This is a genomic window from Mesorhizobium sp. M0047 (genome assembly GCF_040323315.1).
Taxonomy (GTDB): Bacteria; Pseudomonadota; Alphaproteobacteria; order Rhizobiales; family Rhizobiaceae; genus Mesorhizobium.
In genome coordinates this window covers 145,574-167,454 of record NZ_JAMYUW010000004.1, presented here as the reverse complement: position 1 = coordinate 167,454, position 21,881 = coordinate 145,574, and the positions used below count along the sequence as shown (strand labels likewise).

19 protein-coding genes are annotated in these 21,881 nt (G+C 64.8%); 9 read left to right on the top strand and 10 right to left on the bottom strand.

The genetic code is table 11. The features are described from left to right. From NKJ89_RS05465 to NKJ89_RS05445, 5 genes are read left to right on the top strand one after another with little or no spacing between them, the layout of a single operon-like run. Window positions 1-1,077, top strand: coding sequence for a Gfo/Idh/MocA family protein (locus NKJ89_RS05465; protein ID WP_352600579.1), 1,077 nt, complete (start codon window positions 1-3; stop codon window positions 1,075-1,077). After that, complete coding sequence (locus NKJ89_RS05460) at window positions 1,077-1,895, top strand: sugar phosphate isomerase/epimerase family protein (RefSeq protein WP_352600577.1); 819 nt, start codon at window positions 1,077-1,079, stop codon at window positions 1,893-1,895. Before NKJ89_RS05465 ends, NKJ89_RS05460 begins: the two co-directional genes overlap by 1 nt. Continuing rightward, on the top strand, window positions 1,895-2,728 hold the full coding sequence (locus NKJ89_RS05455; protein WP_352600575.1) for an alpha/beta fold hydrolase: 834 nt from the start codon (window positions 1,895-1,897) through the stop codon (window positions 2,726-2,728). The genes NKJ89_RS05460 and NKJ89_RS05455 overlap by 1 nt, the downstream gene beginning before the upstream one ends. Continuing rightward, on the top strand, window positions 2,725-3,447 hold the full coding sequence (locus tag NKJ89_RS05450) for a ribulose-phosphate 3-epimerase (protein ID WP_352600573.1): 723 nt from the start codon (window positions 2,725-2,727) through the stop codon (window positions 3,445-3,447). Before NKJ89_RS05455 ends, NKJ89_RS05450 begins: the two co-directional genes overlap by 4 nt. Then, window positions 3,444-4,466: an ROK family protein gene (locus NKJ89_RS05445; RefSeq protein WP_352600571.1), complete on the top strand. Its 1,023-nt coding sequence runs from the start codon at window positions 3,444-3,446 to the stop codon at window positions 4,464-4,466. The genes NKJ89_RS05450 and NKJ89_RS05445 overlap by 4 nt, the downstream gene beginning before the upstream one ends. Window positions 4,467-4,601: 135 nt before the next feature. Here NKJ89_RS05445 and NKJ89_RS05440 read toward each other — a convergent pair whose 3' ends face one another. After that, window positions 4,602-5,930, bottom strand: a complete 1,329-nt coding sequence (locus NKJ89_RS05440; RefSeq protein WP_352600770.1) for a dicarboxylate/amino acid:cation symporter — start codon at window positions 5,928-5,930, stop codon at window positions 4,602-4,604. A gap of 311 nt (window positions 5,931-6,241) precedes the next feature. Between NKJ89_RS05440 and NKJ89_RS05435 the strand changes: the two genes are divergently transcribed. Genes NKJ89_RS05435 through NKJ89_RS05425 form a run of 3 tightly spaced genes read left to right on the top strand, consistent with a single transcriptional unit; the run spans window position 6,242 to window position 9,893 of the window. Next, a complete protein-coding gene (locus NKJ89_RS05435; protein WP_352600569.1) occupies window positions 6,242-8,080 on the top strand; it encodes a sensor histidine kinase in 1,839 nt (612 codons plus the stop codon). Beyond that, on the top strand, window positions 8,077-9,468 hold the full coding sequence (locus NKJ89_RS05430; RefSeq protein ID WP_352600567.1) for a sigma-54-dependent transcriptional regulator: 1,392 nt from the start codon (window positions 8,077-8,079) through the stop codon (window positions 9,466-9,468). The genes NKJ89_RS05435 and NKJ89_RS05430 overlap by 4 nt, the downstream gene beginning before the upstream one ends. Then, window positions 9,465-9,893, top strand: a complete 429-nt coding sequence (locus tag NKJ89_RS05425) for a GNAT family N-acetyltransferase (protein ID WP_352600565.1) — start codon at window positions 9,465-9,467, stop codon at window positions 9,891-9,893. Before NKJ89_RS05430 ends, NKJ89_RS05425 begins: the two co-directional genes overlap by 4 nt. Here NKJ89_RS05425 and NKJ89_RS05420 read toward each other — a convergent pair whose 3' ends face one another. The 9 genes from NKJ89_RS05420 to murA form a co-directional block, all read right to left on the bottom strand. Further along, entirely contained in the window at window positions 9,894-11,009 is a 1,116-nt protein-coding gene (locus NKJ89_RS05420) for an anhydro-N-acetylmuramic acid kinase (RefSeq protein ID WP_352600563.1), read from the bottom strand. Then, window positions 11,009-12,010 carry a serine hydrolase domain-containing protein gene (locus NKJ89_RS05415; protein WP_352600561.1) on the bottom strand — a complete coding sequence of 334 codons (1,002 nt, stop codon included), beginning with the start codon at window positions 12,008-12,010 and terminating at the stop codon, window positions 11,009-11,011. Before NKJ89_RS05415 ends, NKJ89_RS05420 begins: the two co-directional genes overlap by 1 nt. Before the next feature lie 229 nt (window positions 12,011-12,239). Then, window positions 12,240-13,988 (bottom strand): ABC transporter ATP-binding protein, encoded by a 1,749-nt coding sequence (locus tag NKJ89_RS05410; RefSeq protein ID WP_352600559.1) that lies wholly within the window; start codon window positions 13,986-13,988, stop codon window positions 12,240-12,242. Further along, on the bottom strand, window positions 13,985-14,824 hold the full coding sequence (locus NKJ89_RS05405; protein ID WP_352600557.1) for an ABC transporter permease: 840 nt from the start codon (window positions 14,822-14,824) through the stop codon (window positions 13,985-13,987). Before NKJ89_RS05405 ends, NKJ89_RS05410 begins: the two co-directional genes overlap by 4 nt. Next, window positions 14,824-15,783, bottom strand: a complete 960-nt coding sequence (locus tag NKJ89_RS05400; RefSeq protein WP_352600555.1) for an ABC transporter permease — start codon at window positions 15,781-15,783, stop codon at window positions 14,824-14,826. Before NKJ89_RS05400 ends, NKJ89_RS05405 begins: the two co-directional genes overlap by 1 nt. A gap of 113 nt (window positions 15,784-15,896) precedes the next feature. Next, entirely contained in the window at window positions 15,897-17,414 is a 1,518-nt protein-coding gene (locus NKJ89_RS05395) for an ABC transporter substrate-binding protein (protein WP_352600553.1), read from the bottom strand. A 96-nt stretch (window positions 17,415-17,510) separates the two neighbouring features. Beyond that, window positions 17,511-18,434, bottom strand: a complete 924-nt coding sequence (murQ, locus tag NKJ89_RS05390) for an N-acetylmuramic acid 6-phosphate etherase (RefSeq protein WP_352600551.1) — start codon at window positions 18,432-18,434, stop codon at window positions 17,511-17,513. Window positions 18,435-18,591: 157 nt separating this feature from the next. Next, a complete protein-coding gene (locus NKJ89_RS05385; RefSeq protein ID WP_352600549.1) occupies window positions 18,592-19,491 on the bottom strand; it encodes a glucosamine kinase nucleotide-binding domain-containing protein in 900 nt (299 codons plus the stop codon). Then, complete coding sequence (gene murA, locus NKJ89_RS05380; protein ID WP_352600547.1) at window positions 19,488-20,744, bottom strand: UDP-N-acetylglucosamine 1-carboxyvinyltransferase; 1,257 nt, start codon at window positions 20,742-20,744, stop codon at window positions 19,488-19,490. The genes NKJ89_RS05385 and murA overlap by 4 nt, the downstream gene beginning before the upstream one ends. Window positions 20,745-20,911: 167 nt before the next feature. Between murA and NKJ89_RS05375 the strand changes: the two genes are divergently transcribed. Further along, entirely contained in the window at window positions 20,912-21,772 is an 861-nt protein-coding gene (locus NKJ89_RS05375) for a MurR/RpiR family transcriptional regulator (RefSeq protein ID WP_352600545.1), read from the top strand. Window positions 21,773-21,881 lie beyond the last annotated feature (109 nt).

The following is a 21,881-nucleotide window of genomic DNA, read 5'->3' as shown; positions in this document are numbered from 1 at the left end:
ATGATCAAGAAACAGGACAGACGCCTCAGGGTCGGCGTGCTCGGCTGCGGCCCCATCGCGCAGTTCGCGCATCTGGAGTCCTGCGTGAAGGCCGGCAATGCCGACCTCTACGCCATCTGCGACGCGGCCCCAGACCTGCTTGCCCGCATGGGCGCCATCTACGAACCGCGGAAGATGTATGGCGACTATGACGCGATGCTCGCCGATCCCGAACTGGAAGCAGTGATCGTCGCCACGTCGGACGCCTATCACGTGCCGACGTCGATCAAGGCGCTCGATGCCGGCAAGCATGTTCTGTGCGAAAAGCCGATCGGAACTTCGGTCGAGGAAGGCGAGGCGCTCGCCGAAGCGGTTAGGCGTTCGGGCAAGGTGCTGCAGGTCGGGCACATGAAGCGGTTCGACCCGGCGCTGGAAGCAGCGCGCGACTTCGTCCGCGACGAGATCGGCGAGGTGCTGGCGCTAAAGGCCTGGTATTGCGATTCCACCCATCGCTACACCAACACCGATGCCGTGCAGCCGCTGCCTGTCACCAGCAAGCTGGCGATGAAGCCGGCGGGCAATCCTAAGGCCGATCTGCGGCAGTATTTCATGCTGGCGCATGGCTCGCATCTCGTCGACACGGCGCGCTTCCTGTGCGGCGATATCATCGCCGTGCGCGCCCGCCTCAACGAACGCTTCGGTGCCTATTGCTGGTTCGTGGAGACCGAGTTCGCCAGCGGCGCGCTCGGCCATCTCGACCTCACCGTCGCCGTACGCATGGACTGGCACGAAGGTTTTCAGCTTTATGGCGAGAACGGCTCCGTCATCGCCAGGACATTCAACCCCTGGTATTTCCGCGCCAGCGAAGTCGAGATCTTTCATGAGAAGACCGCCACGGCCCACAAGCCGCTCGGCGCCGACGGCCATTTCTTCCGCCGCCAGCTGGAAGGTCTTGCCCAAACCGTGCTGGAAGGCACGCCGATGCGCGGCGCCAATGTCGAGGACGGCGTTGCGTCGATCCGCGCCATGATTGCCATCGCACGCTCGGTAGCATCAGGTGAACGCGTTGAGCTCGCCTCGGTTTCGGGAGCGGTTTGATGCGTCTCGGCATTTTCGCCAAGACCTTTCCCGGTGCCGAGCCGGCCGCGGTGCTCGCGGCGGTTAAGCAGGCTGGCTACGAGACGACGCAGTTCAACCTCGCCTGCGCCGGCCTGCCTTCGATGCCGGATGTCGTGCCGGCGGATGCCATTGCGGCGATCCGCGCCGCCGCGCGGTCGACCCATGTTTCACTCGTAGCATTGTCGGGCACCTACAACATGGCGCATCCCGACAAGGGCGTCCGCGACGATGGTCTCAGGCGCTTGGCCGTCGTCATCGAGGCTGCTGCTGCCCTGGACATCCCGCTGGTCACGCTCTGCACCGGCTCGCGCAACACCGCCGATCAATGGGCGTATCATCATGACAATGCCACGCCTGCCTCCTGGTTCGACATGGCCACCGAGATGTCGAAGGCGTTGGCGCTGGCCGAAGAGGCCGGCGTCGATCTCGGCATCGAGCCCGAACAGGCCAACATCGTCACCTCGGCGAACGACGCGATCAGGCTGATTGCCGAGATGGGATCGAAGCACCTGAAGATCGTGCTCGATCCGGCGAACCTGTTCGAACACGCGACGCCCGACGAGGCGCGCTCCATCGTTGCCGCAGCGATCGACGAGGCAGCCGGCCACATCGCCATGGCGCACGCCAAGGATCGCCACGGTGACGGCCGCTTTGCCACGTCTGGGCAAGGCATCGTCGACTTCCCCGACTTCGTCGCGCGGCTCAAGGCAGTCGGCTTCGAGGGATCGCTCGTCACCCACGGCCTGTCCGCCGAGGAAGCTCCCGGTGTCGCTGCCTTCCTGCGAGGACTGCTCTGATGGGCGCAGCACCGGCAATCCTGCTTCGCGACGATGCGGCACTTCGTGTTTTCGACACGCGGCAAGCCGGGCTTCCCGTAGTCTTCCAGCATGGCCTTGGCGGCGATGCCGCGCAGGTGGCGCTGAACTTTCCCGACAGTCCTTCCTACCGCCGGCTGACCGTGGAATGCCGCGCGCAGGGCGGCTCCGGCGCCGGCAGCGGTCGCCCCTTTTCGATCGACATGTTTGCCGACGATGTGCTGGCTGCCGCCGATGCGGCTGGCATCAAGCACTTCGTTGCCGGCGGCATTTCGATGGGCGCGGCCATCGCCTTGCAGCTTGCCGTCCGGTATCCGGACCGTGTCCTGGGTTTGGTGCTTTTGCGCCCGGCCTGGGCTTTCGAAGCAGCGCCGCAAAACATGCGCCCTTACGTGGAAGTGGCGGAATTCATCCGCAACGGTTCGCTTGATGAAGCGCGCGATGCCTTCGCTGCCTCGGCGACGGCAGTCCGGCTTCGCACGGAAGCACCGGATAATCTCGCCTCGTTGCTTGGCTTCTTCGGACGTGAGAATGCGGCTGTCTTCGCCGAGGTGATGCAGGCGATCGCTGCGGATGGGCCCGGCGTCACGCGGGTGGCGGCCACCGGCCTCGCAATCCCGACGCTCGTCATCGGCAGCGGTGCCGATCTCGTCCATCCACTGGCGACCGCCCGCGGCCTCGCCAACGTCATCCCCAATGCAGTCTTCACCGAGGTGGCCCCGAAAGGCACCGACAAAGATCGCCATTTCGCCGAGATCCGCGCTGCTATCGCGGGCTTTCTCGATGCTCGTTTCAACAACCAGGACCAGTCATGATTTCGAAACCAGCCTCAGGCCCAGCCGCTATCGCCGCATTGCCACGCGATCGCATGATCGCTGAATTCTCGCTGTGGTCAGCCGACCTCGCCAATTTCGAGAGCGACCTGAAACGCATCGAGCCCTATGTCGACCTTCATCACATCGATGTGGCCGATGGGCATTTTGCCCCGTCCTTCCTGTTCTTTCCTGATCTCGTCGCCCGCATCGCCAGGCTGACGGCCAAGCCCATCCATGTCCATCTGATGGTCGACGAAGCAATCGTCGAGGCGCAGACGCGCCAGTTCATCGAGGCCGGCGCCGACATGATCAGCGTCCATGCCGAGAATGGCGAGGCGGGGTTGCGCGCCGTCCGGCTGGCTCGCGAACTCGGCGCCGAAGCGGGCGTCGTGCTCAGGCTGGAGACGCCGGTCGAGACGGTGACGCCTTTCGTCTCCGAGGTTGCCTTCGTCACGCTCCTCGGGACGGCAATCGGCGTCAAGGGGCATAGCCTCTCGGACAAGGCCTGCGACAGGCTGGGCGACGCCCGCACCATCCTCAAGCAGGCCGGCCGCGAGGCAGACGTGGTTCTGGCGGCCGATGGCGGCATCCGCCACGAGACGGTGCCATTGCTGCGTGCCGCCGGCGCCGAAACCGTGGTCCTCGGTTCGCTCGCCTTTGGCGACAAGGACCTCGCCGGTCGCATCGGCTGGCTCCACGGCTTGAAGGTAGCGGCATGACGATACAAGCCGCCCTTGCGATCGATCTCGGTGGGACGGAGCTTCGCGCCGCCCTGGTCGACCGCGAAGGCAATATCCTGGCATTCGCGGCGGTGCCGACGCAGGCGCAGGCTGGTCCCGATGTGGTGATCGGCCAGATCGAGGCGCTGGCGGCAACCGTCCATGCCGAGGCGCCGACGCTCGCCATCGTCGGTGTCGGCGTTGGCGCGCCGGGGCCGCTCGATCCACTGGCCGGCATTGCCGTCGGCCCGCCGACACTTGCCGGCTGGCTGGACGTGCCGCTTGCCGATATCCTCGAACGGCGGCTTGGCCTGCCGGTGCGGCTGGAAAACGACGCCAACGCGGCTGCACTCGGCGAATGGCGCTTCGGCGCCGGTCATGGCGCTCGCTCGCTGGTCTTCGTCACGGTTTCCACGGGCATTGGCGGCGGTGTCGTCGTCGACGGGCGCATCCTGCATGGCCGCCGCGGCCTTGCCGCCGAGATCGGCCATATGACCATCACCAATGAAGGCGAACGCTGCGTGTGCGGCGTCGTCGGCTGTTTCGAGGCTATCGCTTCGGGAACCGCACTCGGCCGCCGCGCCACCGCCGCCACGGCTGCCGACGACGGCTCGACTTTGCGGCGCCTCTCAGGGGACGCGGAGGTGACCGGCCGCCATGTCGTCGAGGCGGCACGGCTGCGGGACAGTCTTGCCTCGGCCTTGCTGGACGAGGAAGCCCGCTGGTTGGGCGTCGGCTTCACCAACCTCTTGCATCTCTATTCGCCCGATGTGCTGGTCGTCGGCGGCGGCATTGCCAATGGGCTCGACCTGATGCTGCCGACCATCGAGGCGACCATCAGGCAGCGGGCCATGCGCGCCTATCGCGACGTGCCGGTCGTTCAGGCCCAACTCGGCCGCCACGCCGGTCTCGTCGGCGCCGCCAGCCTTGTCCTGTTCGATGACGTGGTCACCTTGGCGGCTCGCATGCCTGTCGGCCCGAGCACCTATCCGGACCAGAAGAGGGACTTCAATGGCTGAGCTCAAGCTGCGCGGTGTGCGCAAGTCGCCTTCGTCGGCCCGTCGGGCCTGCGGAAAATTGACGTTGCGACCTGAACGACAACCGCCGGAGGCAGCACGCCTCCGGCCGTTGTTGGTGTGAGACCGGACGGACTATTACTCGGCGGGAACGACATCCGCCGGCAGGCTGTCATCCGCGGTGCCCGCCAGGGCTCTCGCCAGCTTGGCCTCGTCGAGTTCGCCTTCCCAGCGCGCCACCACCAGCGTGGCGACGGCATTGCCGACGAAGTTGGTTAGAGCCCGGCACTCCGACATGAAACGGTCGACGCCAAGGATCAGCGCCATGCCGGCGACCGGCACCGCCGGAACCACCGAAAGCGTGGCGGCGAGGGTGATGAAGCCTGCCCCGGTGATGCCGGCGGCACCCTTGGACGAGAGCATCGCAACCAGCAGCAGCAGGATCTGGTCGCCCATCGACAGGTGGATGTTGGTTGCCTGCGCGATGAACAGCGCAGCCAGCGTCATGTAGATGTTGGTGCCGTCGAGGTTGAAGGAATAGCCGGTCGGAATGACCAGTCCGACCACCGAGCGCTTGGCGCCGGCCTTCTCCATCTTCTCCATCAGCGAGGGCAGGGCTGCCTCCGACGACGAGGTGCCCAGCACCAGCAACAACTCTTCCTTGATGTAGCGGATCAGGGACAGGATGGAGAATCCGTTGTAGCGGCAGACCGCACCCAGCACGACAAAGACGAACAGGAACGACGTCACGTAGAAAGTGCCGACCAGCATGGCGAGGTTGATGACCGCGCCGATGCCGTATTTGCCGATGGTGAACGCCATGGCGCCAAAAGCGCCGATAGGGGCTGCCTTCATCAGCACGCTGACCAGCTTGAAGATCGGCGTCGTCAGCGCCTGCAGGAAATTGAGGACGGGCGTGCCCTTGTCGCCGACCAGCGCCAGCGCAATGCCGAACAGCACCGAGAAGAACAGCACCTGCAGGATGTCGCCGTCGGCGAAGGCACCGACGATCGTCGTCGGGATGATGTTCATCAGGAAGCCGGTGACCGACTGATCGTGCGCCTTTGCGGCATAGGTGTTGACAGTCGAGGCATCGAGCGTCGCCGGGTCGATGTTGAAGCCGGCGCCCGGCTGCACGACATTGGCCACGACAAGGCCGATGATCAGCGCCAGCGTCGAGAAGGTGAGGAAGTAGAGCATCGCCTTGCCGGCGACACGCCCGACCTTCTGCAGGTCGCTCATGCCGGCAATTCCGGTCGTCACGGTCAGGAAGATGACCGGGGCGATGATCATCTTGACCAGCTTGATGAAGGCGTCGCCGAGCGGCTTCATGCTTTCGCCGACCGACGGATAGAAATGGCCGAGCAGGATGCCGACGGTGATCGCGACGAGCACCTGCACGTAAAGTTGGGCATAGAAAGGCTTGCGCTGCGCGGAAGCCGCGGCTGAATGATCTGCGATGTGCATCGAACTCTCCCTGGCCGGATAGGGCGGAAATGCACCGCCCTGCGTGACTTCTCCCATCGCGGCGCTCCGGTCGCACGCCGCTGCAAGGACTTTCGCAAGCGTCGTGCCAGTTCGCGGAAAGGCCGGAATCCTGGCATTTCCGCCTTTGTGCGAGGTCATGCGGGCGATGCCTGTGCGGATTTCCGCACAGGCGGCGTTTGCCTGGGCGGATTTTCGCATTACACTGGCTGCAAAGCCGGGAAGGGAATAGGAGAGGGCAGACGTCGCAAGCAGGCACCGATAGCGAATCCCCTGGATTTGCCGGCCGTCAATTGCTGCGCGAGGTGGCGGCCCGGCTGCGCGATGGCCGCTGGCTTGTCGTGGTCGTCGCCCTTGCCTTCCTGGTTGGCGCGATCGCAATTGCCGGGCGCATTGCCTCCGGCCAAGCGGCAGACAATCTACGCGAAACAGCACTTGCGGCCCTGCCGCTGGCGGCGGGGACGCTGACCGGCGAAATCGAAAAGCAGCGCCTGGTTCCCTTGGTGCTGGCACGTGACGACGCTGTACGCGGCGCTCTGCGCCGAGCCGGAAAAATGCAAGAAAAGGCCCTAGACGACAAGCTCAAGGCGATTGCCGGCGATGCCTCGGCGTCCGCCATTTATGTCATCGACACGGCAGGCATCGCCATATCAGCCAGCAATGCCGGCGAGCCGACCAGCTTTGTCGGCATTGACTACAATTTTCGGCACTATTTTCAGGAGGCCATGGCGCAGGGTGCCGCCAGCCAATATGGCCTCGGCACGATCAGCGGCAAGCCAGGCCTTTACCTGGCCAGCCGGGTCGACGATGGCGCCAAGCCGCTTGGCGTGGCGGTGTTGAAGGTCGAGCTAGACAGCGTCGAAGCCAATTGGCGCTCCAGCGGCTTTCTCGTCTTCGTCACCGATGAACGTGGCGTGGTGCTGGCTACCAGTCAGCCCGACTGGCGGTTTCGTGCCCTCGCACCACTCTCCGCGCAGGACACCGCCGCTGCCCACGAGCAGCTCCAACTGGCCGATGCCGGCTTCGAGCCCCTGCCGATCCGACGCGGCGCTGGTGACGGCCTGGCGACGATCGACAGTGCCGGCAAGCAGCGCCAGTTCGTCGAGGTGGTGCAGGACCTGCCGGGTGCTGTCCCCGGTTGGCGTCTCTGGCTGCTGACGCCCGCCGATGCTGCTCTCTCCGCCGCCGCCAACACGGCGCGCCTCACCACGCTGCTCGGCTTGCTGCTGATGGGCTTGCTAACCTTTGTGCTGACCCGGCGCCGGCGCGCCCACCGGCTGAGGCAGGAAGCGCTGGCGCGGATGAATGTCGAACTGGAGAGCCGGGTCAGCATGCGGACGGCCGAGCTGACGCGCTCCAACGCCGCCCTTGCCGGCGAAATCGCCGAGCGCGAGAACGCCGAAGCCAAGGTCCGCCGGCTGCGTGACGACCTCGCCCAGGCCAACCGGCTGTCGATACTTGGACAGATCGCGGCGGGCGTGGCGCACGAAATCAACCAGCCGGTCGCCGCGATCCGCACCTATGCAGAGAACGCCGGCCGCTTTCTAGACAGCGGCAAGACCGAACCGGCCAGCGGCAATCTGACGTCGATCGTCTCGATGACCGAACGTATCGGCGCAATCACCAGTACCTTACGCACCTTCGCCCGCCGGCCAGGCGTCGCCGCATCGCCGCTGCCGGTGCGCGAAGCGATCGACGGCGCGCTGTCGCTGCTGTCCGGCCGCATCCGCGATTCTGGCGTGACCATCGTCAAGCCGCGTGGCAACGCGTCGCCGGTCGTCATGGCGAGCCGCATCCGGCTGGAGCAGATCCTGGTCAATCTGTTGCAGAATGCGCTCGACGCCATGAAGGACCAGCCTGATCCCCGCATCGAGATCGAACTCGCCGAGCGCGACGATCGGGTGCTGATTTCGGTGCGCGACAATGGCCCCGGCCTCGGGGCGGAGGCCGCCGGCAATCTGTTCATGCCGTTCCAGACCACCAAGGAGAAGGGGCTTGGCCTCGGGCTGGTGATTTCGCAGGAGATCGCCCAGGAACTCGGCGGCACGCTGCGGCTCGATCCCGGCAGCACCAGCGCCCCCGGCAGCGCCAGCGGCGCATCCTTCACCATTGACCTGAGGCGGATAGAATGACGGACCGATCAGGGCTGGTGGCACTCGTCGACGACGATGCGGACCTGCTTCACGCCACCACGCAATTGCTCGAGCTTGCCGGTTTCACCGTGGTCGCGCTCGACGCCGCCCGGGCCGCGCTTGATGTCGTCGACGGGAATTTTGAGGGCGTGGTCGTCAGCGACATCCGCATGCCGGGCATGAACGGCCTGCAGCTGTTCGACCGCATCAAGGCGATCGATCCGGACATACCTGTGATCCTGGTCACCGGGCATGGCGATGTCGATCTTGCGGTGGCCGCACTCAAGGACGGCGTCTACGATTTCATCCCGAAGCCCTATGCTGGCGATCGCTTGGTCGAGGCGCTGAAACGGGCATCGGAGAAGCGGCGGCTGGTGATGGAGAACCGGCGGCTGCGCGAGGCAGCGGCGCAGGCTGCCGACGGTCTGCCGCTGATCGGCGAAGCGCCCGCTATCAGAAGGCTGCGCGAAACCTTGCGCCAGATCGCCGACATGGATGTCGACGTGCTGGTCGAAGGGGAGACAGGAACCGGCAAGGAAGTGGTCGCGGACCTCCTGCACAGATGGGGGCGGCGCCGGGCAAAACCCTTCGTGGCGTTGAATTGCGGCGCGCTGCCTGAGACCGTCATAGAAAGCGAGCTGTTCGGTCACGAAGCGGGCGCGTTCACCGGCGCGCAGCGGCGGCGCATCGGCCGCATCGAGCATTCCAGCGGCGGCACGCTGTTCCTCGACGAGATCGAATCCATGCCGCCGGCCCTCCAGGTCAAGCTGCTGCGCGTGCTTGAAACGCGCAGCGTGACACCGCTTGGCTCGAACGAGACCCGCCGCGTCGACCTCAGGGTCGTCGCCGCGACCAAGGTCGATCTCGGCAGGCCGGACCAGCGCGGCGACTTTCGCGAGGACCTGTATTTTCGCCTCAACGTGGTGACGTTGCGCATACCGCCACTGCGCGAGCGCCGCGGCGACATCCCGATGCTGTTCGGGCATTTCCTCGGCAAGGCCTCGGAGCGGTTCGGCCGGCCCGTCGCCAAGGTGAACGCCGCGGTCAGCGACCATCTCCAGTCGCATGCCTGGCCGGGCAATGTGCGCGAGCTCGCGCATTTTGCCGATCGCGTCGCGCTCGGCCTCGGCCCGGACGACGAGATGAAGGTGGTACCCACCCGAGTACCGGAACCAGAGGCGACGCTGCCCGAACGGGTCGGCCTCTACGAAGCAGAACTCATCCGCGATGCGCTGCGCGACCATGGCGGCGATGTGCGCAGCGCCATCGATGCGCTCGGCGTGCCGCGCAAGACCTTCTACGACAAGCTCAAGCGCTACGGCATCGCCGCGTCCGAATTTCGCAATGGCGGCGATCAGGACGCGCACCCTGTTCGGGGATCGATATGAAGACGACATTTGAGACGACGGCAAATCCCCTGCCGGAAGAACTCACCTTTCTCGGCGAGCGTCTGACGGCGTTCAACGATGGCGATGTCGGTGCTTCCGAAAGGAAGGCCCTGGCCGTGTTCGTGCGCGACGAGGCCGGTGCGGTCGTTGCCGGCATTTCGGGCTACACCGCCTGGGGCTGGCTCTACGTGCAATGGCTGTGGGTCGATGAGAGGCTGCGCGGCCAGCACGTGGCCGGCACTATGTTGGACGCGGCCGAACAGGAAGCTGTTGCGCGCGGCTGCAACAATGCCTGGATCGATACCTTCAATCCAAACGCCGCCAAGGTCTATCAGCGCCAGGGTTATCAGCCCTTCGGCACGCTGGCCGATTTCCCGGTCGGCCGCAGCCGTATTTTTCTCCAGAAGAAACTATCGCCGGCTTGATCAACCAGCCAGTTTTCCGCCGCGCATCGGCTGCGGTGCGCCGGTCGTGCTGGGGAAGCTGATCGGCAGGCCGCGCAGCACGCGAACCGCGAGGAAGGCGAAGCACTCCGCCTCGACCGCGTCCCCGCTCCAGCCCAGAGTTTCGGCCTGCACCACCTCGACGCCGGCGCGGCTGGCGAGCATTGCCATCATCGTCGGGTTGTGGCGCCCGCCGCCGCTGACCACCAGCTTTCTAGGCCGCCGTGGCAAAAGGTCGAGCGCCTTGCCGACGGCAGCAGCAGTGAAGGCGGTGAGCAGGGCAGCACCGTCTTCGGCGTTCAAACCGTCCGCCATCGCGGCACCGAAGTCGAATCGGTCCAGCGATTTGGGATAGGCTTTGCTCAGATAGGGGTGCTGCAATAGCTTGGCGAGCCGGGCCTCGTCGACCTTGCCCGCCCGGCCAAGCGCGCCGTCGCGGTCCATTTCGCCCAGACCCTTCGATTTGATGAAATCGTTGAGCGGCGCATTGGCGGGGCCGGTATCGAAAGCAACGACATTGTCGGCGCCGTCCCACCAGGTGATGTTGGCGACGCCGCCCAGATTGAGCACCGCCACCTCGCCATTGGCGCCGGCGCTGCGCATCAGCGCCGTGTGATAGACAGCGGCCAAAGGCGCGCCTTGCCCACCGGCGCGCATGTCGGCCGAACGGAAATCGTAGGCGACCTTGGTGCCCAACAGGGCGTGCATCAGTTCGCCATCGCCGAGCTGCCGGGTCTGGCCAAGCCGTCCGGCCTGCGGCGCACGATGCAGCACCGTCTGGCCGTGAAAGCCGACGACGCCGATGTCGGCCATCGTCATGCCATAGCTTTCGACCAACTCCTTGACCGCCGCCGACTGGGCTCGCGTCAGCGCTTCCTCCGCCTTGCGAAAGATCGCCGGCTCCGGCCCGGTGAAGTTCCAGGCCCGCGCCTCCTTCAGCGTCTCCTCCAGCAGGGAGCGGATCGACGGGGGATAGGGCATCAGCCGATAGGTGCCGAAATCGTCGATCCGTTCGCCATCGGTCTTGATCAGCGCGACATCGATGTTGCCGTCCAGCACGGTGCCGGTCATCAGGCCGACGGCCCAGATTGGTTCCATTATTGAGCTCCATTGACGAGATCGCCGACCGCCTGCCTAAGCGAACCGATTCCACTGTCGAAATGACGTGTCGGATGGATCCGGTTGGTGAGCAAGGTCCAAGCCTTGCCTCCGTCGAAGTCGATCCACAGTCCCGTGCCGGTGAAGCCGGTGTGGCCGATAGTGCCCGGACTGCACAAGGTCCCGCCGGACCAGCCTTCATACGGGCGCTCCCAGCCATGGGTGCGGGTGGCCGACAGGAGCGTGCGCATCAGCGCGATCGAACGTTCGGAGGCGCCGGTCAGCAGCCCTTGCGCGAAATCCAGCACCGAAGCGGCTGTTCCGAACAGGCCGGCGTGACCCGCGCCTTGCAGCGCCGAGCAATTGTCGTCGTGGACCTCGCCGGACAGCACGCGATGGCGCCAGGTGCAGTCCTCGGTCGCGGCGGCAGCATCCGGTTCGGCGGACCAGGCGAATCCGGGGCCGGGATCCATGTTCCGGATCGTTTTCCCCGACAGCCGCTCCAGCACAAAGCCGAGCAGGATGAAGTTGATGTCGGAATAGACGGGGTCGCGGGCCCGCCATTCGCGCTGCAGGATGAAGGCGCGCAGCAGTTCGGGGTCGCGCCCATACGTGTAGATCGGCTCGACCGCCGGAAAGGGCGTCTGGTGGCCGAGGCACTGCCGGAACGTCACCTTCCGCTCCCAGGCTTCGGCATCATACTGGCGCAGGTCCGGCAGGACAGAGACCAGCGGCGCATCGAGGTCGATGGCGCCATCTTCGGCCAGCGCCAGGATGCGTGGCGTGGTGAAGATAACCTTAGTTAGCGATGCCAGGTCGAACCAGGTGTTGTCCCGCATGGGGCGGGGCTTCGGCACGAGTTGCGCCGAGCCGATTGCTCTGGTGATGCGGTGGCCGTTTTTGTCGACGATGCCGAGCACGCCGCCGGGAATGCGCTTGGTGGAAACTGCCGTTGCTAGCGGTTGGAAGGCGCGGTCGAAGAGTTGGAAGAGGTTGCTCAATGCCAGCCTCCGTCCGAGAGGCGGTGATCCGTCACACCCCCCTCTGTCTTGCCGGACATCTCCCCCGCAAGGGGGGAGATTGGCAGCGTTGATGTCCCGCCAACCTTCCAATTTTGGAGATTGGCGAAAGCCGAGGCGACATCAGATCTCCCCCCTTGCGGGGGAGATGCCCGGCAGGGCAGAGGGGGGTGCTGTCCCGCCGAGTTTAGAAGTGTCTGCGCACCACCCATCATACCTCCACCCTCGCCATGTGATCCCCGCCAAACTGCTCCCATCTCGCCGGCGCCGGTTCAAACCCCTGCGGGCGGACCAGCGAAGGAACCTGGCGCGTATCGATCTCGAAATGCTCGTGCCGTCGGTCGATGGTCGGAACGGCGGCAATGAGTTTTTTGGTATAGGAATGCTTCGGTTGCGACAGCACCGAGGTCGCGTCACCGATCTCGACGATCTGGCCGGCATAGATGACGGCGATCCTGTGCGCGATGCGCTCGACGACCGCCATGTCGTGCGAGATGAACAGATAGGCTAGCCCGAACTCGCGCTGCAAATCGACCAGCAGCTCCAGCACCTTGGCCTGCACCGAGACGTCGAGCGCCGACACCGCTTCATCCAGAACGACGACCGAAGGGTTGAGCATCAGTGCGCGTGCGATGCACAGCCTTTGCCGCTGGCCGCCGGAGAATTCATGGGGGTAGCGCTCCAGGCTGTTCTTGGGCAAGCCTACGCGTTCGAGCAGGCTCGTCATTCTCGTGCGGATCTTGGCGTCCACCCGACCGCCGGTTGCGATCACCGGTTCGGCCAGGATGCTCTCGATGCTGAGCCTCGGATTGAGCGACGCGTAGGGGTTCTGGAACACCATCTGCACGGGCAGGGCGCTTTGTTGAGCAGACGCTTTTCTCGCGCCGACCGAGAAGCTGCCGCGCGTCGACCGCACCAGCCCCAGGACGGCACGCGCGGTGGTCGATTTGCCTGAACCGCTCTCGCCGACGATGGCCAAAGTTTCGCCTGGCATCAGGTCGAAATCGACGCCGTCGACGGCATGCACGGCGCCAGTGGCGCGGCTGAAGAAACTGCTCTTGAGAGGAAACCGCACCACGAGGCCGTCGACCTTCAAGGCCGGCTCGTGGCTCGCGACCTTGTCGCGCCGTCCGTCCGAACGCGTTGTGCTCCCATTGGTGAAATGCGGCACGTCCTGCAGCAGATGCTGCGTATAGGGATGCTGCGCATTGTCGAGGATCTGGTTCAACTCGCCTTGCTCGACGGCCTGGCCGTTCTGCATCACCATCACCTTGTCGGCGATGCCGGCGACCAGGCCAATGTCGTGCGTGATGAAGATCATCGACATGCCGGTTTCCCGCTTCAGTTCGGCAAGCAGCGCCATGATCTGCGCCTGCACCGTCACGTCGAGTGCCGTCGTCGGCTCGTCGGCGATCAGCAGGCGCGGATTGCAGGCCAGGGCAATGGCGATCATCACCCGCTGCAACATGCCGCCCGACAGCTGGTTGGGCGTGTATTTCAGCCGCCGCGCGGCATCGGGAATGCGCACGCGGTCGAGCGCATTCTTGGCCGCTGCAGTGGCTTGCCTGCCGGTCAGGCCGCGGTGCAGGCGAAAGGATTCCTCGATCTGCCAGCCGATGGTCAGCACCGGGTTGAGCGAGGTCATCGGCTCCTGGAAGATCATGCCGATCTCGGCGCCGCGAATGCCGGTCAGTTGCGGTTCGGTCGCGGTCATCAGGTCGAAAAGGCTGCCGTCGGCGCGTTTCAGCGTCATGGCGCCGCCGGTGATGCGGCCGCCGCTGAAATCGATCAGCCGATTGATCGAGAGCGCGGTGACGGACTTGCCCGAGCCGCTTTCGCCGACAATGGCCAGCGTCTCGCCATCGGCCAGATCGAAGCCTATGCCGCGCACCACTTCGTTGGCTTGCGGGTTGCGGCCGAAGCCAACGCGCAGGTCGCGAATGGACAGCAGCGGGATCATGCCGGCGCTCTCCGCATCTTCGGGTCGAGGATATCGCGCAGGGCGTCACCCAGCAGGTTGAAGCCGAGGATGCTGATCATGATCGTCAGCCCCGGAAAGATCATCAGCCAGGGGGCGGTCTCCATCAGATTGCGGCTGTCGCTCAGCATCAGGCCGAGCGAGGCCGCCGGCGGCTGTGTGCCGAGGCCAAGAAAGCTCAAACCGGCTTCGGTCAAAAGCGACCATGCCAGCGCCAGCGTCACCTGCACGGTCAAGGGCGCCACCAGATTGAGCAGCAGATGGCGCGTCACGATGTAGCTCGAACTGCTGCCGAAGGTGCGTGCGGCATCGACGAATTCACGCGCCTTGAGCGACAGCGCAGGGCCACGCACGACGCGGGTGAAGATCGGCGTGTAGACGATGCCGATGGCAACGACGCTGGTCCAAGTACCGGGTCCGGCGACGGTGACGATGAGCAGCGCCAAAAGGATCGCCGGGAAGGCCAGCAGCACATCCATGATCCGCATGACAGCTCCGTCCCAGCGGCGTCCGAGCCAGGCGGCGGCCAGCCCGAGCACGGTGCCGGCCAGAGTGGCGAAGGCCACCGAGAAGAAGGCAACCGTGAAGGACTGGCCGATGCCTGCCATCAGCCGGCTGGCCACATCGCGGCCGAACAGGTCGGTACCCATCCAGTAGACGCCGTTGGGGGCATGCAGTCGGTCGACGCGGTACTGCGTGATGGGATTGTGCGGCGTCAGCCCCAGCATGGCGAGGATGGCGACCGTGATATAGGCGCCGACGATGACGCCGCCGATGCGGCCGCTGCCGTGGCCGAAGATGGCGCGCAGGATGCGCATCAGGACTCTCCAAGCCGGATGCGCGGATCGAGCCCGACATAGGCGAGATCGACCAGGAGATTGACGATCATGAAGTTCAAGGCGATGAACAGCACGCTGCCCTGCACCAGCGCGTAGTCGCGCTGCTGGATCGCGTCCAGCACCATGCGACCGAGGCCGGGCAGCGCGTAGATCTGCTCGACGATCACGGCGCCGCCCAGGAGGTAGCCGAACTCGATGCCGCTCAGCGTCACGACCGGGATGAGCGCGTTGGGCAGAGCGTGCCGCCAGATGACGCTGCGCGCCGAGGCGCCCTTGCTGCGCGCGGTCCGCACATAGTCGTCGCTCAACACATCGAGCATGGCAGAGCGCGATATGCGGGTGACCGACGCGGCGAAGGCGAAGCCGAGCGTGATGGCGGGCAGGATCAATTGGCTGAGATTGCGCAAGGGATCCTGCCAGAGCGGTGCGAACTCGCCCATCGCCGGCAGCACGCCGAACCCGGCCGACAGCGTGTAGATGATCAGCAGGCCTAGCACGAAGCTCGGCGTCGACTGGCCGATCATGGCGACGATGCGCACTCCCAAATCGGACAGCTTCTCGTTGTGCGTGGCGGCATAGATCCCGGCCGGCATGCCGGCAGCGAGCGCGATGACCATCGATAGAACGGCCAGTTCGAGCGTCAGTGGAAAGCGCTCGAGGATGACGTCGAGCACCGGCCTGCCATAGGTGACCGAGATGCCGAGATTTCCATGCAGGATGCCGCCTATCCAACGCCAGTACTGGACGAACCAGGGCTGGTCGGTGCCGAAATAGGCGGCGAGCGAGTCACGCTGCGCCGGCGTCAGCAGCCCGGCTTCGGTGCCCAGCATCGCCGTGATCGAATCGCCAGGCACCATCCGGATCGCCACGAAGACCAGGATGGATACGCCAAGCAGGACGAGAGGAAACGTCGCCAGTCGTCGCATCAGATAATTCACGCGAAGAAGTCCTCTCGTCTAGAGCATGATGCCGAAAAGTGTGAAGCGGTTTTCTCGGACAAACGGATATCGTTTGTCCAGGCATCATGCTCTATCTCTACAGCCTGCGGTGGCTACTGCTGGATGGTAACCTTGCTCAGGCTGAACAGCGTACCCGTCGGCGTCGGCACGAACCCGGCGATGTTCTTCTGCTGGGCCGTATAGCTGTAGGATGTGTAGAGCCAGATCCACGGCGACATTTCAGTGAGGTGCTTCTCGAACGCGGCGAAGATCGCCTTGCGTTTTGCCGGATCGGTTTCGGCGCGGCCCTGCTGCATCTGGCTGTCGAGCGTGTCGTCGATGTAGTTCGCCACCTTCTGCAGATTGCCCGCCTTGGTCCAGTAGCGGTTGTACATGGTGTAGGGATCGGCGCGGCCGCCGTTCAAGGCGATCGCCATGTCGAAGTCGCCCTTCAGCCAGGCATCGACATAGACGTTGAGCTCCATCATCTTGATGTCGAGCTTGACGCCGATTTCGGCGAGCTGCGACTGGATGACCTGGGCCTCCGCCGCTGCCGTCGGCGGTTCGCCGGTGGCGCCGATTACGGTCGCCGAAAAGCCGTCGGCATAGCCGGCCTCTTGCATCAGCTTCTTGGCCTTTTCGACGTCGCGCTTGTAGCAGAACAACTGGCTCGGGTCGGTCGCGAGCGCCGGAATGGTGAGCGGCCCGGTGACCTTGCCTTCGCCCAGCGAAGCGGTGTCCAGCACTTCCTGGCGGTCGATGGCGCAGGAGATGGCCTGGCGCACCTTGAGCTCGGTCATCGGCTTGCGCGACGGATTGAGCTGCAGCACGTGATAGGCGAGCACCGGCACGCGGTTCAGCTGCAGGCTGGATTCCTTCGGCACCAGCGTGGCGACCAGCGGGTCGTTGAGCAGCGCGAAATCGATCTGCTTGGTGCGCATGGCGGCCAGGATCGCCGCTTCATCGGGAAGCACGCTGATTTCGATGCCGTCGACACCGGTTGCGCCCCCGGCCCAATCCTTGTTGGCGCTCAAGACTTCCTTGGCATTAGGGTCCCATTTGTCGAGCTTGAAGGGTCCCGAGCCTAAAGCCTTGGTGCCGATCGAGCCGGCCTTGATTTCGCCGGCCGGGACGATGGCCGCGTTGACGTCGCTCATCGCGGTCAGGATGGGCGCATCGGGCTGCGACAGATGAAACACCACGGTCGCTGCATCCGGCGTATCGATGCTTGCGATCGACAGGAAGTTGGCACGAGCCGCAGCCCCCGTCTTCTCGTCGAGGATGCGTTCGAACGATGCCTTGACGTCGGCCGAGGTCACGGCGGCGCCGTCCTGGAATTTCGCCTTGGGGTCGAGCTTGAAGGTCAGCTCCTTGCCGTCCTTGGAGAACTCCCAGGAGGTGGCGATGGCAGGGATGATCTGCAGGCTGGCGTCGACCCGCACCAGCGGCTCATAGATCAGTTCCAGCAGCCGCAGCGACGAAAAGGCCGTCTGCTTGTGCGGATCAAGTCCCGTGGCGTCCTGTGACCAGGCCATGTGCAGCGTTGCCGCGTGGCTCGAAACCGTCGCAATGCCGAGCATCGCGGCCAGCGTGATACCTGAAAGCAGTGTTCTTGTGAGGTGCCTTGCCATTTTCGTCTCCCTTTGTGATTTGACTCGATGCCTTGCAGTTCTGCCGACCGCTTCCAAGACACACATGCTTTGGACCATCGGCCCAGTCTATGCGGCTCATGCCGTCATGTCGCTGATTGCCTTTCGCAGGAACCCGCCGGCCTTGCCGACAGCCGCGCGCGCCTCCTCGACACCCGTGCCGGTGATCGTCACCAGGATCGCCAGCTTCACATCGTTGCCGGTCTGGCCGAGCGCCTTTTTTGCCTGTCGCGCCGTACAGCCGGTCGTCTGCATGACGATCCTGATCGCCCTCGCGACAAGCTTCTTGTTCGACGGGTTAAGGTCAACCATCAGGTTCTGGTAACTCTTGCCGATGCGGATCATCGAAGCGGTAGTCAGCATGTTGAGCACCAGCTTCTGCGCGGTTCCCGACTTCAGCCGGGTCGAGCCGGTGAGCACTTCGGGGCCGACAACCGGCGAGATGGCAATATCGGCGATGCCGGCGATGGTCGAGGCCGGATTGCAGGACAGGGCGACCGTCGTTGCGCCCACCTGCCGGGCATAGTTCAATCCGCCGATGACATAAGGCGTGCGGCCGCTGACCGCGATGCCGACCACCACGTCGTCTGCTGTGAGCGTGATCTCCCGCAATGCCTTGGCGCCCATTTTCGGATCGTCCTCGGCGCCTTCCGTCGACCGCACCAGGGCGTCGGGACCGCCGGCAATCAGGCCGACCACCATGCCTTCGGGCACGCCGAATGTGGGCGGACACTCCGATGCATCGAGAACGCCAAGCCGGCCGCTGGTGCCGGCGCCCATATAGACAAGCCGCGCGCCTCTCTGGAAGGCAAGCACGATACGATCCACCGCGGCAGCGATTTCAGGCAGGACCTTTTCGACAGCCGCCGCGACAGCCTTGTCCTCGTCATTGATCTTGCGCAGGACGTCGATGGTCGGCAGCAAGTCGATGTCAATCGTCCTTGGGTTCCGGCCCTCGGAAACCAGCCGGTCCAGCTCAGACATCAACCTTTGCTCGGTCATCCCAGTGCTTTCAAGAGCCACGCGGCACAGCCGGATGAGCATGGCTCGCCGATCGGGAGCGGCATATAGGGGCCAAGAGCCTATCCTCGCTACCGTGTTTTCTCTGTTAACTTTTTAGAATTGGATATTCGTATCGTCAACAGAAATCTGGAATATTTTATTCCTTCGGGGCAAGACGCTGCCGTCGGTGAACGGACCTCTTGGCAAGGATGATCGCGCCGGACACGGCATCGCCGTCAGCAGGCTTCAACCGGCGCCGGACATCGGGGGAGAGCCACGGTTCGAGCGGGCTGGCGAGGCCGCCGAGCAAGGCCACACGCGGCGCGCCTTTTTCGACCAGCACCCGCACCAGCGTATCGATCTGCTCGGCCGCACTTTGCACGATGCGCCGTCCGACCGGATCGCCTTGATCGGCGTGGCGCATCACCATCGGCGCCAGGGCGGCATAGTCCGTCGGACTTGCGCGATCCATCCAGGCGACCGCTTCCATCGGATCGTCTTCGAAACGCTGCATCACTTCTGCCAGAAGTGCTGTCCGCTCATGGCGGCCGTCATGGGCGCGCAACGCCAGCTGCACGGCTTTCAGGCCGAGATCGGCGCCGCTGCCCTCGTCGGAGATCGGAAAGCCGTAGCCGCCGACACGCAGGTCGCGTCCGTCGACAAAGCCGAGGCCGATCGAACCGGTGCCGGCGATGACGATGGCGCCGTCCTGGCCCGAATGCGCGCCCAGGCAGGCGCCGACTCCGTCGCTGACGAAATCGATGCTGGCGAAGGGATGCGCGATCGCCCTGAGTGCTTCCAGCGCGCCTTTGCGGCCGATGCCGGCAAGGGCGATACCGGCGTGGGTCCGGGCGATCTCCGCAGCCCCGAAGCCCGCTTCTTCGACCGCCGTGCCAAACGCTTTCGCGACCGACGCCCAGGCGGCGTCGATGCCGAGCCGCGTCGTCGCCGGGCCCGACAGTCCTTGTCCCAGCACAGTTCCATCCGAGTCCTCGATGCGGGCGCGACAGCCGGTGCCGCCTCCGTCGACGCCGAGAAAGTAGCGCCCCGGGCTCATGCGCTCAGCCGCTCGATGTCGGCGCCGCACAGGCGCAGCTTGTGGTCCAGTTGCTCATAGCCGCGGTCGAGGTGGTAGACCCGGTTGATGATGGTTTCGCCCTCGGCGACCAGAGCCGCCAGCACCAGCGACACCGAAGCGCGCAGATCGGTGGCCATCACCTGCGCGCCGTACAGTGTCGCCCCGCCGCGCACCAGCGCCGTCGTGCCCTGCAGTTTGATGTTGGCGCCGAGCCGCATCAATTCGGGAACATGCATGAAGCGATTCTCGAAGATGGTTTCACGCAGCAGCGATGCGCCGTCACTGCAGCACATCAGCGCCATGAACTGCGCCTGAAGGTCGGTCGGAAACCCCGGATAGGGTTCCGTGGTGAGATCGACAGCCTTGAGCGGCCTATCGCGCGAGACGATAAGCCCGCGGTCGCCGGGCCAGACGCTGACGCCGGTGGCCTCCAGCAATTGCACCACCGAGGCCATGTGCTCGAGCCGGGCGTGGGTCAGCTCCAGCTGGCCGCCGGTGATCGCAGCGGCAATCGCATAGGTGCCGGCCTCGATCCGGTCCGGGATGATGTCGTGCCTGGCCGCATGCCAACTCGTGCCGCCGGCAATCAGGATGCGGTGCGTGCCGGCACCCTCGATACGCGCGCCCATGGCGTTGAGGCAAGCGGCGAGATCAGCCACTTCGGGTTCGCGAGCCGCGTTGAGGATTTCGGTTTCGCCCTTGGCCGTGGTCGCCGCCATCATGGCGGTTTCCGTCGCGCCGACCGACGGTGAGCTCAAGACGATGCGCGTGCCGGTCAGCCCGTTCGGCGCCGATGCGACGATCGAACCGTTCTCGATGGCAATCCTGGCGCCCAGCGCGGCGAGTGCTGAGACATGCATGTCGACCGGCCGCGCACCGATCGCGCAGCCGCCCGGCAGCGAAACCCGGGCATGACCGAAACGGGCCAGCAGCGGCGCCAGCACCAGCACTGTCGCCCGCATTTTTCGCACCGTGTCGTAGGACGTTTCCTTTGATACGGCGGCACTGGTGTCGATCGTCGCGGCATGCGCCGACCGCGTCACTTGGGCGCCATGAAGCCGCACCACGCCGAGCATGTTTTCGACATCGGTCACATCAGGCAGATTGGTCAGTTCGAGCGGGTAGGGGTTGAGCAGCGCGGCCGCTATCTGCGGCAAAGCCGCGTTCTTGGCGCCGGATATGGTGACCGCGCCTTCCAGTCTTTGTCCGCCGACGATCCGCAATCTGTCCATGGTCTGAAACCTTCGTGCGAAAGCCGGCCACACACGGGGCAGCTCGCTCTGGAGATGTTGCTCCGAATTCCGGATCTTGGCTCGATCCAGTCGAGAATTAATTCTACGTTCTTGGCTGTCAATCGGAATTGGAATATTTTATTCCTTTTGAAAGCGCGAGGGAATCCGTGTCAGTTCTGAACAGGATCAATGCGAAGCTCGACGGCATGGCGCCTGGCGATCGTGAGATCGGCCAGTACATCGTCGACAATCCCGACCAGATGCTGCGCCTGTCGACGGCGGCTCTTGCCGCCGAGATCGGACGCAGCCAGTCGAGCGTCGTCAAGTTCAGCCAGAAGCTCGGCTATGCCAGCTATCAGGAGCTCAAGCTCGCCGTCAGCGAGGCCAAGGCGCAGGAATGGCAGGTGCCGGCGGGCATGATCCACGGGTCGATCGAGGTCGGCGACAACTACCAGGTCATTTTGAAGAAGCTGATCGGCAGCAAGCTCCTGTCGATGCAGCGCACGGTCGCCGCCAACACCGAGCGCATCATCTCCAGGACGCTGGAATTGCTGGATGGCGCGCGCCGCATCCATCTGGTCGGCGTCGGCGCTTCCTCGCTGGTGGCGCGCGATTTCTCCTACAAGCTGATGAAGCTTGGGCGCAATGTCCTGCATGACAGCGACAGCCATATCCAGATGGCCAATGTCTCGACGCTCGGGCCCGGCGACGTGCTGTTCGCACTCTCCTATTCCGGCGCCAGCATCGAAACCTTGCGCATCGCCGAGCTTGCGTACAAGCGCGGCACGACCGTGATCGCGGTCACCGGCCTGCACGACAATCCGCTGAGCCGCGTCGCAGACATCTGCCTCTACACCATCGCCGACGAGGAGCGGGCGCGCTCGTCCTCGATCACCGCGCGCGATGCGCAGCTGGCGCTGACCGACTTGCTGTTCATCCTGCTGGTGCAGAAGCAGCCGGACGCCAACGATTATGTCCACAACAGCGAAGCGGCGGTTTCAGTGCTGAAGGCGGAACGGCCTTCGTAGCGCCACAGGCGACACAGGACCGTGCTACGCCGGGCCTGCGACCGTCTGGCACAACACCTGCAACAATGCCATCTCTTGCCTGACGACCGGGAAGGCGCGACCCTGGCTG

What these genes read in the sequence shown, in the direction of transcription:
- NKJ89_RS05455 (WP_352600575.1), top strand. Translation starts at nt 1,895, where the DNA reads ATGGGCGCAGCACCGGCAATCCTGCTTCGCGACGATGCGGCACTTCGT.
- murQ (WP_352600551.1), bottom strand. Translation starts at nt 18,434, where the DNA reads ATGACCGAGCAAAGGTTGATGTCTGAGCTGGACCGGCTGGTTTCCGAG.
- NKJ89_RS05410 (WP_352600559.1), bottom strand. Translation starts at nt 13,988, where the DNA reads ATGATCCCGCTGCTGTCCATTCGCGACCTGCGCGTTGGCTTCGGCCGC.
- NKJ89_RS05445 (WP_352600571.1), top strand. Translation starts at nt 3,444, where the DNA reads ATGACGATACAAGCCGCCCTTGCGATCGATCTCGGTGGGACGGAGCTT.
- NKJ89_RS05450 (WP_352600573.1), top strand. Translation starts at nt 2,725, where the DNA reads ATGATTTCGAAACCAGCCTCAGGCCCAGCCGCTATCGCCGCATTGCCA.
- murA (WP_352600547.1), bottom strand. Translation starts at nt 20,744, where the DNA reads ATGGACAGATTGCGGATCGTCGGCGGACAAAGACTGGAAGGCGCGGTC.
- NKJ89_RS05395 (WP_352600553.1), bottom strand. Translation starts at nt 17,414, where the DNA reads ATGGCAAGGCACCTCACAAGAACACTGCTTTCAGGTATCACGCTGGCC.
- NKJ89_RS05405 (WP_352600557.1), bottom strand. Translation starts at nt 14,824, where the DNA reads ATGCGCATCCTGCGCGCCATCTTCGGCCACGGCAGCGGCCGCATCGGC.
- NKJ89_RS05465 (WP_352600579.1), top strand. Translation starts at nt 1, where the DNA reads ATGATCAAGAAACAGGACAGACGCCTCAGGGTCGGCGTGCTCGGCTGC.
- NKJ89_RS05430 (WP_352600567.1), top strand. Translation starts at nt 8,077, where the DNA reads ATGACGGACCGATCAGGGCTGGTGGCACTCGTCGACGACGATGCGGAC.
- NKJ89_RS05460 (WP_352600577.1), top strand. Translation starts at nt 1,077, where the DNA reads ATGCGTCTCGGCATTTTCGCCAAGACCTTTCCCGGTGCCGAGCCGGCC.
- NKJ89_RS05425 (WP_352600565.1), top strand. Translation starts at nt 9,465, where the DNA reads ATGAAGACGACATTTGAGACGACGGCAAATCCCCTGCCGGAAGAACTC.
- NKJ89_RS05440 (WP_352600770.1), bottom strand. Translation starts at nt 5,930, where the DNA reads ATGCACATCGCAGATCATTCAGCCGCGGCTTCCGCGCAGCGCAAGCCT.
- NKJ89_RS05385 (WP_352600549.1), bottom strand. Translation starts at nt 19,491, where the DNA reads ATGAGCCCGGGGCGCTACTTTCTCGGCGTCGACGGAGGCGGCACCGGC.
- NKJ89_RS05420 (WP_352600563.1), bottom strand. Translation starts at nt 11,009, where the DNA reads ATGGAACCAATCTGGGCCGTCGGCCTGATGACCGGCACCGTGCTGGAC.